This is a genomic window from Pseudarthrobacter oxydans, assembly GCF_030812335.1.
GTDB lineage: Bacteria > Actinomycetota > Actinomycetes > Actinomycetales > Micrococcaceae > Arthrobacter > Arthrobacter oxydans_B.
On sequence record NZ_JAUSSN010000002.1, the window covers coordinates 200,460 to 216,216 of the forward strand.

Genomic DNA, 15,757 nt, shown 5'->3' on the forward strand with positions numbered 1-15,757 from the left:
AGGGCTACTTGGACGTGTCGAGGGTGCCGTCGACCAGCTTGACGATCGCGGAGCAGTCCATGCCGGCCTTGCCGGAGTCGATGAGGCGCTGGAAGAGCTGCTGGACGTGCTCGCCGATTTCCAGCGGGGTGCCGGTGTCCCGGGCCGCGCTGATGGCCAGCCCGATGTCCTTGTTGGCCAGCTCGGTGGTGAAGGTCGGGGCGAAGTCGTTGTTGGAGGCCGCGGTGGGGACCACACCGGCGACCGGGTACCAGGTGCGCAGGGCCCAGCTGTCGCCGGAGGACACGGACGCGATGTCCCAGAAGACCTGTTTGTCCAGTCCGAGCCGGTCGGCCAGCACGGCGCCTTCCGCGGTCGAGGCCAGGTTGATGAAGAGCATGAGGTTGTTGCAGATCTTCGCGGCCTGGCCGGTGGTGGCGCCGCCGGTGGGAATGATGTTCGCCGCCATCGGCCTGATGTACTCCGTGGCCTCGGCCACCGCACCTGCCTCGCCGCCGATCATGAAGGTCAGGGTGGCGGCCTTCGCGCCGCTCATCCCGCCGGAAACCGGGGCGTCGACGAAGCGGAAGCCGGCGGCAGCGGCGGCGTCGTGCAGGGCCTGGGCGGAGGCGATGTCGATCGTGGAGGAATCCACCAGCAGGGTGCGCGTGTCCGCGTGGGCCAGGACGCCGTCCTCGCCGAGGTAGACGGCGCGGGCGTGCTCGCCCTTGGGGAGCATCGAGAAGACGACGTCGGCGCCGTTGACCGCGTCGGCGATGCTTCCGGCGGGCTTGACGCCGCCGGCGACCGCGGCGGCAACGGCCTCGGCGTTAAGGTCGAAACCGCGGACGTCGTGGCCGGCCTTGACGAGGTTTACTGACATGGATCCGCCCATGTTCCCCAGTCCGATCCAAGCGATTACAGCCATGGCATAAGCTCCTTTGCTTTGCGTCGTGCGCGTGATCCGGCCAGTCGCCGGATGTTCCGTGTCAAGCATCACACCCTGTTACAGTGCAATCAAGGGAAAAAACTACAGATGGTATGTGCATGGATGCACATACCCGAATCCAGGGGAGTTCTTGTGGACCTGCGGCGGCTTCCGAGTCCGGACGATCTGCTGATCCTGCTGACCGTGGCACGGCTGGGCAGGTTCAATGCGGTGGCGGAGACCCTCGGCACCACGCACACCACCATCTCCCGCCGGATCCTGGCGCTGGACAAACAGCTGGGCGGACGCACCCTGGAGCGGAGCCCGCACGGCTGGGAGCTGACGGACCTGGGCCAGGACGCCGTGGCGGCCGCCGAGGCGATCGAGGGCACCCTCGGAGCGCTCACGAACCGGATCGCGCACTCCGAGGACGTGCTCTCCGGACTGGTCCGGATCAGCACCCCGGACGGCTTCGGCGCCGAATTTGTCGCGCCGGCGCTCGTCCGGCTGCAGCAGGGCCATCCGCAGCTCAACGTCGAAATGCTCAGCGCCACCCGTAAGGTCAGCCAGAACCGGTCCGGGGTGGATCTTGAGGTGGTGGTGGGCAATCTGGACGTCAGCAATGCGCAGACCATCTTCCTGTCCAACTACTTCCTCCGGCTGTACACCAGCCCGCAGTACGCCCGCGAACACGGCCTGCCGGCGACGCTCGACGACGTCCGGCAGCACGGCTTTGTCTCCTACGTGGAGTCGGCGCTGCAGGTCGCCGAACTGGGCCACCGCTCCACCCAGCTTCCCGTGCCGCGCTCCAGCTTCCAGGCCACCAGCATCTTCGCCCAGCTGGAGGCTGTCCGGCACGGCGCCGGGATCGGCCTGCTGCCCAACTTCCTGGCGGTCGGCGACCCCGATTTCGTGCCGGTACTGCCGGACGACTTCCAGCGGCAGCTTCCGATCTGGGCGGTGGCCCGCGCGGAATCGCTGCGGTCGGCCCCCGTGCAGGCCGTCCTCGCAGCGGTCCGGACCGAAATTTCCGACCGCCAGGAGGTCCTGGCAGGCTGAGCCGCTCTGGCCGGTCGAGCCTCTCCAACGGCAACAGCCCGGCCCCCGCGTTGCGGGGACCGGGCTGTTGCTGGTTCTCATAACTTTTCTAGCGGTTACTTCCTGCTGTTACTTCTTGCTGGCGGCCAGCAGGTCCGCGGTGCCCTGGGCATCGGCGGCATCAACGTCGTGCAGCGAGATGCCGCGGGTTTCCTTGAGGAAGAACACCGCCACCATCGTGACCACACAGGCGCCGAGGAGGTAGATGGCCACCGGAGTGGACGACTTGAACTGGCTTAGCAGGGCGACGGCGATGATCGGGGCCAGCGAACCGGCGACGATCGAGGTGACCTGGTAGCCCAGCGAGACGCCGGAGTAGCGCATCCGGGTCGGGAACATTTCGGCCATGAGGGCCGGCTGGCCGGCGTACATCAGGGCATGGAAGAGCAGGCCGATGGTGATCGCCGCGAGGATGATGAGGTCGTTCTTGGTGTCCATCATCGGGAAGGCGAAGAAGCCCCAGGTGCCGCCGAGGATAGCGCCGGCCATGTAGACGGGCTTGCGGCCGAAATGGTCGGACATGCGGCCGACCATCGGGATCACGGCGAAGTGGATTGCGTGCGCCACCAGCAGCAGGAGCAGGATGCGGGAGGTGTCCGTCTGGACGATGACCTTCAGGTACGTGATGGAGAAGGTGACCACGAGGTAGTAGAGGATGTTCTCCGCGAACCGCAGACCCATGGCGGTGAAGACGCCACGCGGGTAGCGGCGGAAGACTTCGGCGACGCCGTAGCCCTTGTTCTCAACGGTGACCTCTTTGCGGGCCTCCAGGAAGATCGGGGCGTCCTGGACCTTGGTCCGGATGTAGTAACCGACGACCACGATCACGGCGGAAAGCCAGAAGGCCACACGCCAGCCCCAGCTGAGGAAGTCGGCGGAGGACAGCGTGGCGGACAGGGTGAACAGCACACCGGTGGCGAGCAGGTTGCCCATCGGGACGGCGGACTGCGGCCAGGAGGACCAGAAACCGCGGGACTTGCTGGGGCTGTGCTCGGCAACGAGGAGGACGGCGCCGCCCCATTCGCCGCCGACGGCGAAGCCCTGGACAAAGCGCAGGAACACGAGGAGGGCCGGTGCCCAGTAGCCGATCTGCTCGAAGGTCGGCAGGCAGCCCATCGCGAAGGTTGCAACGCCGACCAGGACGATACTCAGCTGGAGCAGCTGCTTGCGGCCGAACTTGTCGCCGAAGTGGCCAAAGACGATGCCGCCGATCGGGCGGGCGACGAAACCAACGGCGTACGTGACGAAAGCGGCAATAATGCCGTCCAGTTCCGTGCCGGAGTTCGGGAAGAACAACTTACCAAAGACAAGGGTGGCGGCCGAGGCGTAGAGGAAGAACTCATACCATTCGACAACGGTGCCGGCCATGGAGGCCGTTACTACCTTCTTCAATCCGGACGACTTGACGTCTTCCTCTTCCGGGCGCCTGGCGGCGTTTTGTGTACTCATTTCGACTCCTTCGATGTCTCCGTCGACACCCTATGGACCTCTGGGCAATGGACGCCTGTGATTTGTGACACGCGGCATCATTCTCAATGAGTATGGGCGCTCCCGCCCTGAGCCTCAACGGCCATTAGTGCAGAGCGTATCTGCAAAATTGCACAATTGGTCTCTTTTCCCGAGCTTTCGTCCACGGATTCGTGCAGGAGATCGGCATGGCCGTTGTGCCGGGCAGAAGACAGGCCGAAGGATCTAGCCGAAGAAGTGCCGTCGGAGCTGACTGTTGAGCTGGCCGATCTCGGTCAGGAAACCGTCGTGCCCGATCGGCGCCTCGATGGTGTGCACGACGACGTCGCCCGGCAGGGCAGCGGCGAGCGCGTGGGACTGGGCCGGGAAATACAGCCGGTCCGAGTCGACGGCCGCCAACAGGAACTCCGCCGTGGCCGGAGCCAGGGCCTCGGCGAGGGCGCCGCGGCCCCGGCTGATGTCATGGCTCATGAGCGCTTCGGTGATGGCGATGTAACTGTTCGCGTCGAAGCGGCGGACCAGTTTGTTGCCCTGGTGGTCGAGGTAGCTCTCCACCTGGTAACGGCCGCGCCCGGCGAGGGATCCGGCTTCCAGCGGCGCCTCGGCGTCCTGGGCGTTCCGGCCAAAGCGACCGTCCAGCTCCGCGGCCGAGCGGTAGGTGATGTGCGCAATCCGCCGGGCCAGGGCCAGACCCGCTTCCGGCTCCGGGCCTCCGTAGTAGTCCCCGCCGTTGAAGTTGGGGTCCTGCCGGATGGCGAGGGTCTGCGCCTGGGCGAAAGCGATCTGTTCGGCGGTGCTGGCGGCGCCGACCGAAATCACGGCGCAGTGCCGGACCCGGTCCGGATAGCTGACGGCCCATTCCAGGGCGCGCGCCCCGCCCAGGGAACCGCCAAGCACGGCGTACCAGCTCCGGATACCCAGGGCGTCCGCGAGCCTGGCTTCGGCCTCGGTCGTGTCCCGCAGCGTGACGAGCGGGAACCGCGAGCCCCAGGGCTTTCCGTCGGGCGCCTGCGTCGAGGGTCCCGTGGAGCCGTAGCAGCCGCCGAGGATGTTGATCGAGACGACGAAGTACCTGTCCGTGTCCACGGGGGCACCGGGGCCGGCGAGCTGCTCCCACCACCCCGGCTCCTCGCTGGCGCCGCGCGTGACGTGGGTGTCCCCTGTCAGCGCGTGCTCGATGAGCACGGCATTGGAGCGGTCCTCGTTGAGGGTCCCCCAGGTCTCGTAGCCGAGGGTGACGTCCGGCAGCCGGGCCCCGGATTCGAGCTCGAGGTCTCCGATCCTGAGGTACCGGACCGTTCCGTCCGGGGCAGCCCCGTCCGGGACAACCCTGTCCGGGACAGCGCCGTCTGGCGCCGTGTCCCCCGGGGCATGCGGGTGGGAGGTCTTGTTTACAGGTACACCCTGGCGGGTGACGGCAATCGTCATGTGAGGACCTAACTTCGCGCTTGCCCGCCGTCAGCTGACCGGCAGGCCAGGTCTTCACCCGGGGCACCCCGCCGCAAAAGGAGGGTTGCCGGCCAGCAAGCCGGGGCTGTCGCTGGCACTCATGACCTTCACTGAGTCTACGAAATGCGGCGGCCCGGTGGCGAAGATTGTGACGAACTTATGACTCCCCGCCTACTTTCCGGTGTTAGTCCGGGCCCCGGCGCCCGGCCGCGGGGCCGGGACGCCGGGGGCGGGGGTGCTCAGGCGGTTTTGGCCGCGCGGAATCCGGCGTCGAGGTCGGCGAGGATGTCATCGATGTGCTCCAGGCCCACGGAGAGCCGGACGAGGCCGGGGTTCACCCCGGCGACGGTCTGCTGTTCCGGGGACAGCTGGCTGTGGGTGGTCGACGCCGGGTGGATGACCAGCGAGCGCACGTCGCCGATGTTGGCCACATGCGAGTGCAGCTCGAGGGCGTCGACGAAGCGCTTGCCCGCTTCCGCTCCCCCGGCGATGTTGAAGGCGACGACGGCGCCGGTCCCCTTCGGGCCGTACTTGCGGCCGCGCTCGTACCAGGGGCTGGACGGCAGCCCCGCGTAGGCGACCGATTCGACGTCGTCCCTGGCCTCGAGCCATTCCGCCACCGTGCTGGCGTTGGCGACGTGCCGCTCCACGCGCAGGCTCAGGGTCTCGAGGCCCTGGGCGATGAGGAAGGCGTTGAACGGGGAGACTGCTGAGCCGAGGTCGCGCAGCAGTTGGACGCGCGCCTTGAGGATGTAGGAGAGGTTGGCGCCGAGGGCGCCGTCCTTGCCGAGGTCCCGGGCGTAAACCAGGCCGTTGTAGGTGGGGTCGGGGGTGTTGAAGCCGGGGAAGCGCTCCGGGTCCTTGCCGAAGTCGAAGTTTCCGGAATCCACGATCACGCCCGCGATCGCGGTCCCGTGGCCGCCCAGGTACTTGGTGGCGGAGTGCACCACAATGTCCGCCCCCCATTCGATCGGCCGGATGAGGTACGGCGTGGAGAGGGTGTTGTCCACGATCAGCGGGACGCCGGCCTCGTGAGCCACCCGCGAGATGCCCTCGAGGTCCAGCACGTCCTGGCGCGGGTTGGAGACCACTTCGCCGAAGAACAGCTTGGTGTTGGGCTGCACGGCGTCGCGCCACTGGGCCAGGTTGTCCGGGTCCTCCACGAAGGTCACGGAGATGCCGAACTTCTTCAGGGTGTGCGCCAGCAGGTTGTACGTGCCGCCGTACAGGCTGGGGCTGGCCACTACATGGTCGCCGGCCTCGGCGACGTTCAGGATCGCGAAGGTCTCCGCGGCCTGCCCGGAGCTCAGCAGCAGGGCAGCGAGCCCGCCCTCCAGGCTGGCCACCCGCTGTTCCACGGCATCCTGGGTGGGGTTGCCGATCCGGGTGTAAATGGGGGCGAGTTCGGCGAGGGCGAAGCGGTTGGCGGCGCTTTCGGCACTGGGGAAGACAAACGACGTCGTCTGGTAGATCGGCAGCGACCGGGCGCCGGTGGCGCTGTCCGGCTCCTGGCCGGCGTGGATCTGGCGGGTTTCGAAGGACCAGGCACTGGACATCGGGACACTCCTTAGGGGACCGGGCACAGGCCGCACCGGGGCCTCTGGGCCCGGGTCAGCACTGGAGCCGCGCTTGCCCTCCGGCGGGTGCCGGACGGCCAGGTCTGCACCCGGGGCACCCCACCGCGTGACGAGGGTTGCCGGCCAGCAAGCCGGGGCTGTGTGCTGGCACTCATGACCTGAGCCCAGTCTAGGAACCGGTTCCGGGCTCTGGATAGCTTTGTGACGAAGATGAAGTCGCGCGCCCGCAGGGGTCCGGATGGCCCTACCGTTCCACGCGGTGATAGGGGATAGTGCCCCGCGGAGACCCCCTAAAAATGACATCCCACCACGGTTAGGAGACCCTAAGCTGAGAGGGGCATCACAAAGTGTCAAGATGAGGGCATGCGCATGGATCACGTCTCTTACGCCTGTGAACAAGATGGCCTCGCTGCCACCACCGAACGAATTGCGTCTGCCCTCGGCGTCGAAGCCGTGAAGGGCGGAGTACATCCCAGATTCGGGACCCGCAACATGATCATCCCGCTCGCGGGACACAAATATGTCGAGGTCGTGGAGGTCCTGAACCACCCCGCCTCCGACAAGGCCCCCTTCGGACAAGCCGTCCGCGCCCGCTCCGAAGCAGGCGGCGGCTGGATGGGCTGGTGCGTCGAAGTCGACGACCTCGCCCCGTTCGAGGAGCGGCTCGGCCGAGCCGCCGTCAACGGCAACCGGAAGTTCCCGGACGGCCGCGAGCTGGTCTGGAAGCAGATCGGCATCCTGGGGCTCATCGCCGACCCCCAGGTCCCCTACATGCTCAAGTGGGAAGGCGATCCGGACCTCCATCCGTCGAAGGCCTACGAGAGCAACGTCAAGATGTCCGCCCTCACGATCGCCGGCTCGGCAGAGCGTGTCACCGAATGGCTCGGTGTCCCGGTCGAGAAGCCGCTGGAAGACGTGGCCGTGAACTGGCTCGCTCCCCGCGGGACGCCCGGCATCCTCTCCGTGACGTTCGAGACGGCCTCCGGCGCCGTCACCATCTAACGCTTCACCGCCCCACACTTCGGCCGCCATCAGCGGGTGCCAATGACGTCACCCACCGATGGCGGCCGAAACTTTTTAAGGCCCGTCCTTGCCCGGGGCCCCGATTCTAGGGCAACGCGGGGTCACTTCCGGCCCGTCCGGAGTCTCCGGACGGGCCGGAAGTGACCCCGCGTTGCTTTGTGCAGGCTCAGCCGAGGCCGATGGACTTGCCGAAGAGGCTGAAGCCGACGAAGGCGACAACGTCCAGCACGGCGTGCGCGATGACCAGCGGCATCAGGCGCCGGGTTTTGGTGTAGACCAGCGCGAAGATGACGCCCATGATGGCGTTGCCGATGAAGGGCCCGAAGCCCTGATAGAGGTGGTAGCTGCCGCGCAGCATCGAACTGGCAAAGATCGCCATCGGCAGGCTCCAGCCGAGCTTGGGGAGACGGTCCAGCAGGTAGCCCACCACGATCACCTCCTCGACGATCCCGTGCCGGATCGCGGAGAGGACCAGCACGGGCACGGTCCACCAGTAGGAATCCAGCGCGCTGGGGATGATCGCCGTCGTGATGCCCATCGCCCGGCCGGCGGCGTACAGGCCCAGGGACGGGATGCCGATCAGCGCCGCCAGGCCGAATCCCTGCAGCAGGTCCCTGCCGGGGCGCGCGAAATTGAGGCCGAGCTTCTGGAACGCCGTGGCGCCGCGGCTGCCGCCTCCGGAGAGGCCGGATGTCCGGTGGTCGGTGAGGAAATAGAGCGCCAGGACCACCGGCACCAGGGCGAAGAGGATATCCAGCAGCTGGTAGGTCAGATCGAAGTATTCGCGGCTGCTTTGCGAACGGTTCAGGGTGGAAGTGCCCTCCGCCAGCGGCGCCCGCGTCATCTTGTCCAGCAGCTGAACCACCGAGTACACGGCGGACTGCCCCAGGGACAGGCCCAGGACGATCCAGACTTCTAGCCGCAGGCGGCGGCGGGAGGGAACCAGCATGTTTCTATCTTGCCCGGTCTTGGCCTGCCCGGCTTACCCGGCGCTGCCGCCTATGCTGGGGTTTATGAGTGCGCCCGGGAAAATCATCATGATCCGGCACGGCCAGTCCGCCGCCAACGCCGACACCTCGATCTACAACCGGGTGCCCGATTACCGGATTCCGTTGACCGACCTCGGTGTGGAGCAGGCCCGGGCGGCCGGGGAGCAGGTCCGGCGGCTGCTGGACGGCCGGCCGGTGTGCGTGTACGTCTCCCCTTACCTGCGGGCCTACCAGACCCTGGAGGCGCTCAACCTCGGTCCGCTGGTGGAGCGGGTGATCGAGGAACCGCGGCTGCGGGAGCAGGACTGGGCCAACTTCCAGATCGCCGGTGAGATCGAGGACCAGAAGGAACTCCGGAACGCCTACGGCCACTTCTTCTACCGCTTCCGGGAAGGCGAGTCCGGCTCGGATGTCTATGACCGGATCTCCTCCTTTATGGAGACCCTGTACCGGCACTGGTCCAGGCCGAGCTACGCCCCCAACGCGCTGTTTGTCACCCACGGGCTCACCATGCGGCTGTTCTGCATGCGCTGGTTCCACTGGTCGGTGGAGTACTTCGAGTCGCTCAACAACCCGGACAACGCCGAGGTCCGCACCCTGTACCGCACCGGGGAGGGCAAGTACGAGCTGGACAAGCCGTTCAGCCAGTGGGAGGCCCGGCGCGTCGATGAGACGGTGCTGGACGCCCCGCCGATGTTCTTCTAGCCGCCGCGGCTCCGTCCGGAACCAGGGCGGTCACTTAGCGGGCGCGGACCCCCGCACGCCAGACGGCGTGGGTCAGCGGCATGCCCGGCCGGTAGGCCAGGTGCGTGGCGGACGGGGCGTTGAGCAGGTGCAGGTCCGCGCGGTGGCCGACGGCGATCGAGCCGACGGCGCGTTCGCCGTCGACGTCGGTCCCGGATTCCCGGCCGAGGGCCAGCGCCCCGCCGTACGTCGCGGCACGCACGGCCTCGTGGACGCTGAGGCCCATCTGGAGCACGGCGGTGGTGACGCAGAACGCCATCGAGCTTGTATAGGAGGTGCCCGGGTTGCAGTTGGAGGCAAGCGCGAGCTGCACACCGGCGTCGAGCAGTTCCCGGCCCGGCGCCAGCGGCTGGCGCGTCGACAGATCGCAGGCCGGCAGGCACGTCGCGACAGTGCCGCGCCCGGTTCCTTTACTGCTGTCCCAGCCGGACCAGCTGTCCGCGAGGGCGTCGACGTCGGCGGCGGACAGGTAGTTCACGTGGTCCACGCTGGCCGCGCCGAATTCCACCGCGAGCCGCACGCCGGGGCCTTCGCCGAGCTGGTTGCCGTGCACCCGCAGGCCCAGCCCCGCATCCTTGCAGGCCCGGAGCACGCGCCGGGACTGGTCCTCGTCGAAGGCGCCGCGCTCGCAGAAGACATCGGCCCAGCGCACGAACGGCCGGACGGCGGAGAGCATGGGGCCGCAGACGAGGTCCGTGTACTCCTCGGCGTCCATCCCGGCGGGCACCAGATGCGCACCGAGGTAGGTGACCTCGTCCACCACGGTCGAGGCGATCCGGGCGCTGCGGGCCTCGTTGTCGGTGTCCAGGCCGTAGCCGGTCTTGGTTTCCAGGTACGTGGTGCCCTGCGAGACGGCCTCGGCCACCCGGCCCAGCGCGAGCCGGGTGAGGTCGAAGTCGCCCGTGGCCCGGGTGGCACCGGTGGTCACGGCGATCCCGCCGGCGCTGTAGCTCTCCCCCGCCATCCGGGCCTCGAACTCGGCGGTCCGGTCCCCGGCGAAGATCAGGTGGGTGTGCGAATCGACCCAGCCCGGCAGCAGGGCGCGGCCGCCGGCGTCGACGGCCTCGTCGGCGGCCGGCGCGTCCGCCGCCTGCCCCAGCCAGGCGATCCGTTCGCCCTCGACCAGCACCGCTGCGTTCTTCAGGACCCGGTGCTCCGGGTCCTGGGTCATCAGCTCGGCGATGTTGGTGATCAGGGTGCTCATGAGTCCATTCTTCAGCGCCGGATGGACCAGCGCGTCGCCGCCAGCGCCTCCACTGTCCGGGATGCCGGACCCGGGGCTGTGTTGCCGCCTGCGGCAGAGGCGGCGCCCTGGCCGGCGAGGATCAGCCCGGCCGCGAGTTCGGCGATGCCGGAGGAGGTCTGGAGGCCGTAGCCGCCCTGGCCGGCGAGCCAGAAGAACCCGGGGGCCTCGGCGTCGAACCCGACGACCGGGACGCCGTCGGCCGCTTCCGTCCGCAGCCCTGTCCAGGCCTGGCGGACGCCGCGGATGCCCAGGGTGGTGAGGGTGTTGAGCCGGGCGATGAGCCGTTCGATGTCCCCCGGGTGCGGCTGCGCGTCCTCGGGCCCGCTCGGTTCGTGTTCCGAGGGCGAGATCAGGATCTGGTCGCCGTCGCGGCGGAAGTAGAAGGAGTCGTCCGCGGCGGCCACCATGGGGCTGCTTTCCGGGAGGGGGTGCTCGACGTCGACGATCGCCGCGGTGCGCCGGTACGGCTGCAGCTGGACCTTCTCGACGCCGCTGAGGACGGCGAGTTCGTCGGCCCAGGCGCCGGCTGCGTTGACCACAACGGCGGCCTGGAAGCCTTCCTGTCCGGCGCCGAGTTCCCAGCCGGAGCCCAGGCGCTGGGCCGAGTGGACGCGGGCGCCGGTGATGATGTCCACGCCGTTGGCTTCGGCATGCCGGCGGAGGTCCTCGAGCAGCAGGGGCGCGTTGCAGGCGAAGGAGCCGGTGTCCAGGCCGGCGGCGGAGAAGGAGTCCGGGACCAGGGCCGGGCAGAGTTCGAGGGCCTCGGCGTGGCTGATCGGCCGCATGTGGCCGCTGGCCTGCTCCCGGACGGTGGCGTCGTCGCCGATCAGCATGAAGCTGCGCGGCGAGAGCACCGGTTGGGGCCGGTTGGCGTCCTGGGCGGCGATCAGTTCGAGGGTGCGGAGGGTGAGCTCCTGCACCACGGGAGGGCCGTAGCTGGGGATCAGCTGCCGGGCCGAGCGCGAGGAGGCGTGGTACGCCAGGGTCTGCTCGGCTTCCACGAGCGCGACGCTGCACTTTCCGGCAAGGGCTGAAGCAAGGGACAGGCCGGCGATACCGCCGCCGACAATCACGACATCGTAATTAGCTGACATTGGTCCATCCTTGCAGACGGAAGGGTTGCGGCGCCGTTTGTGGCGCCGCAACCTCGGTTCCGCTGTGCCTATGAAGCCCCGCTCAGCCGGCGACGGCGGCGCGGCTGCGCACGAAGGCCTGCACGCAGGCCTCCACGTCCTCGGCGCTGTGCGCGGCGGAGAGCTGGACGCGGATCCGGGCCGCGCCCTTGGGGACGACGGGGTAGCTGAACGCCGTGACGAAGACGCCGTTGTGCAGCATGGCGTCGGCCACCTGGGCGGCCATCACGGCGTCGCCGAACATCACGGGAACAATGGCGTGCTCGCCCGGGAGCAGCTCGAAGCCCTCCCCGGACATCCGGTTCCGGAACAGCGCGGCGTTGGCGAAGAGCTTGCTGCGCAGTTCGGCGGAGCTCTCGACGAGGTCCAGGGCCTTGAGCGTCGCCGCGACGATGGCCGGGGCCAGCGAGTTGGAGAACAGGTACGGGCGGGCCTTCTGGCGGAGCATCGCGACGACTTCGCGGCGGCCGGAGACGTAGCCGCCGGAGGCGCCGCCCAGGGCCTTGCCGAAGGTGCCGGTGAAGATGTCCACGCGGTCCGAGACGCCGGCGTGTTCCGGGGTGCCGGCGCCGCTGGCGCCCATGAAGCCCACGGCGTGCGAGTCGTCCACCATGACCATGGCGTCGTATTTTTCCGCGAGGTCGCAGATCGCCTCGAGCGGGGCGAGGTAGCCGTCCATCGAGAAGACGCCGTCCGTGACGATGATCTTGCGGCGGGCCGGGTTCTCCTGGGTGGTGGCCTCGATCAGCTTCGATTCGAGGTCCGCCATGTCCTGGTTGGCGTAGCGGAAGCGCTGGGCCTTGCAGAGCCGGATGCCGTCGATGATCGAGGCGTGGTTCAGCGCGTCGGAGATGACGGCGTCTTCCGGGCCGAAGAGCGATTCGAACACGCCGCCGTTGGCGTCGAAGCAGCTGGAGAACAGGATGGTGTCCTCGGTGCCGAGGAACCTGGAGACGCGCTCCTCGAGGGCCAGGTGCAGGTCCTGGGTGCCGCAGATGAACCGGACGCTGGCCATGCCGAAGCCGCGGTCGTCCATCGCGGCCTTGGCGGCGGCGATGATCTCCGGGTGGTCCGCGAGGCCCAGGTAGTTGTTGGCGCAGAAGTTCAGCACGTCCGCGGTGGACTCGCCGATCTGCCCGGCTTTGATGTGGTTGGCCTGCGGCGAGTCGATGTGCCGCTCGGTCTTGAACAGGCCGGCGCTGCGGATCTCGTCCAGCTCGTGCTGCAACTGGTCCTTGATGGCTGAATACATGGGTAGTGCTCCTCAGCTGGTGGGGTCGGTGGGCCGAATCGGGGGCGGGTTAGAAGCAGGTCCAGTCGAGGACCACTTTGCCGCCCACGCCGGCGCGGGCGATCTCGAAGCCCTTTTCCCAGTCGGTGGCGGGAAGGGTGTCCGTCACGACGGCGGAGATGTTGGCGTGCAGGACCGGGTTGGAGGAGAGCATGGCGCTCATCGCATACCAGGTCTCGAACATTTCGCGGCCGTAGATGCCCTTCATAGTGAGCATGTGCGTGACCACTTTGCCCCAGTCGATGTCGATCGACTGGCTGGGCAGTCCCAGCATCGCGATCCGGCCGCCGTGGTTCATGTTGTCGATCATCTCAGGCAGCGCCGTGGGGTGTCCCGACATTTCCATTCCGATGTCGAATCCCTCGCGCATGCCCAGTTCGCGCTGGGCGTCCTTGACGCGCATCTTCGAGACGTCGATCGCCAGGTCAACGCCGAGCTTACGGGCCAGTTCCAGCCGCGGGGCGGAGACGTCGGTGATCGCGATCTTGCGGGCGCCGGCGTGGCGGGCGACGGCGATCGCCATCAGTCCGATGGGCCCGGCACCGGTGATCAGCACGTCCTCGCCGACGAGGGGGAAGCTGAGCGCGGTGTGGACGGCGTTGCCGAAGGGGTCGAAAATGGCGCCGAGTGCCGGCGTCACGGACGGGTCCTGGTGGACCCACACGTTGGTTTCGGGGATCACGACGTACTCGGCGAAGGCGCCGTCGCGCTGGACGCCGACGCTGACGGTGTGGATGCACATCTGCCTGCGGCCGGCGCGGCAGTTGCGGCAGATCCCGCAGACGATGTGGCCCTCGCCGGAGACGCGGTCGCCGGCCTTGACGTCCAGGACGTCCTCGCCGGTCTCGACGACCTCGCCGTAGAACTCGTGGCCGGCGATCAGGGGGGCGTTGATGATGCCCTGCGCCCACGCGTCCCACGACTGGATGTGCAGGTCGGTGCCGCAGATTCCGGTGGTCATGACGCGGATCTTGACGTCGCCCGGTCCGGTTTCCGGTTCGGGACGGTCCACGAGTTCGAACCCTGCGTGGGCGCCGGCCTTGTAGAGAGCCTTCATGGGCCTTCCTTCCTGACTGTGCCTTCGTCAGGCACGGGTAGATCCGCTGCCCGGGGCAGCTCGTGTGGGTCAACTCACCCCATTAGAGCCGCTGCAAAGCGTTAGCACAACCGTATTTTTCTCAATCGACGATTTAGCTTGGCCTTGCGCATAGACTGGTCGGCATGGAAATCCACCAGCTGGAGATGCTCCGCGAACTCGGGGCCCTCGGCAGCGTCAAAGCCGTCGCCGAAACCCTGCTCGTGACGCCCTCGGCGGTATCGCAGCAGCTGGCCGCCCTGCAGAAATCCGTGGACGTCCCGCTGACCCGCAAGGAGGGCCGGAACCTGGTCCTGACCGAGGCCGGGCAGGTCCTCGCGGACGCCGGGGCCGCCGTCGTCAGCGCCATGGCGGACGCACGCACGGCGATCGGCGCGTACCACGGCTCGCCGGTGTCGCCGGTGACCCTGAGCGGGTTCCACAGCGCAGGCCAGGCCCTGTTCGCCCCGCTCGCCCGGCTGCTGGCAGGGCCGGGTCAGCCGCGGATCCTGCTCTCCGACGAGGACGTCGCCCAGCAGGACTTCCCCGCGCTGACCGCCCGGTATGACCTCGTGCTCGCACACCGGATGGACCACAGCGCGGCCTGGCCCGGGGAGCGGGTGGCGGTGATTCCGCTCGCGCACGAGCCGCTGGATGTCGCGCTGCCGGCCGGGCACCGGCTGGCCGGGCAGCGCGCGGTGACGGCGGACGACGTCGTCGGGGAACCCTGGGTGACCAGCCGCACCGGTTACTCCCCCGCGGACGTGCTCTCCGCCGTCGCGGCCGTCTCCAGCCGGGAACTGAACATCGTGCACCGGATCAACGACTACTCCACGGTCGCGGCGCTCGTGGCGACCGGAAACGTGGTCGGGCTGCTGCCGCGGTACACGGCGCGGCCGGTACTGAATCCGGGCATTGTGCTGCGGCCGCTCGAGGGCATCAGCACCCGGCGCCGGATCGACATCCTGGCCCGCCCGGAGAACCTTAAACGCAGATCGGTCATGATGGTCTGCGAGGCGCTGCAGACCATCATGACCGAGCTGGTCACGGACCGGCCCTAGGGAGCCCGCCCCGCCGCTTTGTCCTTCCAGTGCCCGTTTCCGAGGTGCTTGCCCCATCCGTTGCCCAGTCCCCTGCCCACTCCGTTACCCGGCCCCTGAACGCCCGGGGCTCCGGCAACAATGTGCCCGGCAGTGATGCCGGACCCGTCCTTGACGCCAGTGATCCGCACCTGTTCCCCGGTCCTGAGGTCCGCTGCGGTGGCGGCGGCGGGCTTGAGCCGCTTGCCCGCACTGTCTCTCGGTATGGTGCCGTCAGCGGCAGGAGGGGGCAGTTTCGTGATTTTTGTTCCGGCGTTGATGGCGTAGGTCTGGCTAAAGCCGTCCTCGCTCTTGACGGTGATCGACGCACTGCCAACGGCCTCGATGGCGCCCTGCTGCGTCAGCCGGGTCTCGAATCCGCCGTCGCCCTTTTTGACCACACCTTCGCCATGCAGTGGCATGGCACGGTTCTTCTTCTTGTGGGCCTGCACTTCTGCGGGCGGATTACCGGGTGGCTGGACCGCCGACGTCGTGGGGCTGGTTAGCGGGGTCACGGACTGTGCGGTGCCGGCCCAGACCGCAGCCGTCCCGGCCCCGCTGAGGGCGACGACGATTCCGCCCGCCAACACAACACTTTTCCATCCGGTGCGCTGTGGAACCGCCATCGGTTCACCCTTCCCCCTGTGCCCGGCCGGTCACCGGAACCCTTGGGCACCAG

The 15,757-nt window shown here is 68.2% G+C and carries 14 protein-coding genes and 2 riboswitches; of the genes, 4 read left to right on the forward strand and 10 right to left on the reverse strand.

Annotation, left to right across the window (positions count from 1 at the left end):
• Window positions 1-4: 4 nt before the first annotated feature.
• Window positions 5-907, reverse strand: coding sequence for a 3-hydroxyisobutyrate dehydrogenase (gene mmsB / locus J2W14_RS04145; protein WP_307458784.1), 903 nt, complete (start codon window positions 905-907; stop codon window positions 5-7).
• A 123-nt stretch (window positions 908-1,030) separates the two neighbouring features.
• Here mmsB and J2W14_RS04150 point away from each other — a divergent pair, with 123 nt between their 5' ends.
• A complete protein-coding gene (locus tag J2W14_RS04150; RefSeq protein ID WP_307458786.1) occupies window positions 1,031-1,966 on the forward strand; it encodes a LysR family transcriptional regulator in 936 nt (311 codons plus the stop codon).
• Window positions 1,967-2,074: 108 nt separating this feature from the next.
• On the opposite strand, the gene J2W14_RS04155 is transcribed toward J2W14_RS04150, so the two are convergent.
• The 3 genes from J2W14_RS04155 to J2W14_RS04165 form a co-directional block, all read right to left on the reverse strand.
• Entirely contained in the window at window positions 2,075-3,454 is a 1,380-nt protein-coding gene (locus tag J2W14_RS04155; RefSeq protein WP_307458788.1) for an MFS transporter, read from the reverse strand.
• A 243-nt stretch (window positions 3,455-3,697) separates the two neighbouring features.
• The gene (gene metX / locus J2W14_RS04160) at window positions 3,698-4,900 is read right to left on the reverse strand and encodes a homoserine O-acetyltransferase MetX (protein WP_307458791.1); all 1,203 of its coding nucleotides are present in this window, start codon (window positions 4,898-4,900) and stop codon (window positions 3,698-3,700) included.
• Between the two features lie 11 nt (window positions 4,901-4,911).
• A riboswitch (SAM riboswitch) is annotated at window positions 4,912-5,027 on the reverse strand.
• A gap of 133 nt (window positions 5,028-5,160) precedes the next feature.
• Complete coding sequence (locus J2W14_RS04165; protein ID WP_307458794.1) at window positions 5,161-6,477, reverse strand: bifunctional o-acetylhomoserine/o-acetylserine sulfhydrylase; 1,317 nt, start codon at window positions 6,475-6,477, stop codon at window positions 5,161-5,163.
• 64 nt (window positions 6,478-6,541) lie between these two features.
• Window positions 6,542-6,657, reverse strand: a riboswitch (SAM riboswitch).
• 204 nt (window positions 6,658-6,861) lie between these two features.
• Between J2W14_RS04165 and J2W14_RS04170 the strand changes: the two genes are divergently transcribed.
• Window positions 6,862-7,500, forward strand: a complete 639-nt coding sequence (locus J2W14_RS04170; protein ID WP_307458797.1) for a VOC family protein — start codon at window positions 6,862-6,864, stop codon at window positions 7,498-7,500.
• A 187-nt stretch (window positions 7,501-7,687) separates the two neighbouring features.
• Here the strand turns inward: J2W14_RS04170 and J2W14_RS04175 are convergent, their stop codons facing one another.
• Window positions 7,688-8,470 carry a CPBP family intramembrane glutamic endopeptidase gene (locus J2W14_RS04175; protein ID WP_307458801.1) on the reverse strand — a complete coding sequence of 261 codons (783 nt, stop codon included), beginning with the start codon at window positions 8,468-8,470 and terminating at the stop codon, window positions 7,688-7,690.
• A 64-nt stretch (window positions 8,471-8,534) separates the two neighbouring features.
• Between J2W14_RS04175 and J2W14_RS04180 the strand changes: the two genes are divergently transcribed.
• Entirely contained in the window at window positions 8,535-9,215 is a 681-nt protein-coding gene (locus J2W14_RS04180) for a histidine phosphatase family protein (RefSeq protein WP_307458804.1), read from the forward strand.
• Between the two features lie 34 nt (window positions 9,216-9,249).
• On the opposite strand, the gene hutI is transcribed toward J2W14_RS04180, so the two are convergent.
• From hutI to tdh, 4 genes are all read right to left on the reverse strand, one after another.
• Window positions 9,250-10,458 (reverse strand): imidazolonepropionase, encoded by a 1,209-nt coding sequence (gene hutI / locus J2W14_RS04185; protein WP_307458806.1) that lies wholly within the window; start codon window positions 10,456-10,458, stop codon window positions 9,250-9,252.
• Window positions 10,459-10,469: 11 nt separating this feature from the next.
• Window positions 10,470-11,594 carry an NAD(P)/FAD-dependent oxidoreductase gene (locus J2W14_RS04190; protein ID WP_307458808.1) on the reverse strand — a complete coding sequence of 375 codons (1,125 nt, stop codon included), beginning with the start codon at window positions 11,592-11,594 and terminating at the stop codon, window positions 10,470-10,472.
• A gap of 82 nt (window positions 11,595-11,676) precedes the next feature.
• Window positions 11,677-12,885: a glycine C-acetyltransferase gene (locus tag J2W14_RS04195; protein WP_307458810.1), complete on the reverse strand. Its 1,209-nt coding sequence runs from the start codon at window positions 12,883-12,885 to the stop codon at window positions 11,677-11,679.
• A 49-nt stretch (window positions 12,886-12,934) separates the two neighbouring features.
• On the reverse strand, window positions 12,935-13,981 hold the full coding sequence (tdh, locus tag J2W14_RS04200) for an L-threonine 3-dehydrogenase (RefSeq protein ID WP_307458815.1): 1,047 nt from the start codon (window positions 13,979-13,981) through the stop codon (window positions 12,935-12,937).
• Between the two features lie 164 nt (window positions 13,982-14,145).
• Here tdh and J2W14_RS04205 point away from each other — a divergent pair, with 164 nt between their 5' ends.
• Window positions 14,146-15,060 (forward strand): LysR family transcriptional regulator, encoded by a 915-nt coding sequence (locus J2W14_RS04205; RefSeq protein WP_307458816.1) that lies wholly within the window; start codon window positions 14,146-14,148, stop codon window positions 15,058-15,060.
• Here J2W14_RS04205 and J2W14_RS04210 read toward each other — a convergent pair.
• Window positions 15,057-15,704, reverse strand: a complete 648-nt coding sequence (locus J2W14_RS04210; RefSeq protein WP_307458818.1) for a hypothetical protein — start codon at window positions 15,702-15,704, stop codon at window positions 15,057-15,059. The genes J2W14_RS04205 and J2W14_RS04210 overlap by 4 nt on opposite strands.
• Window positions 15,705-15,757: the final 53 nt, after the last annotated feature.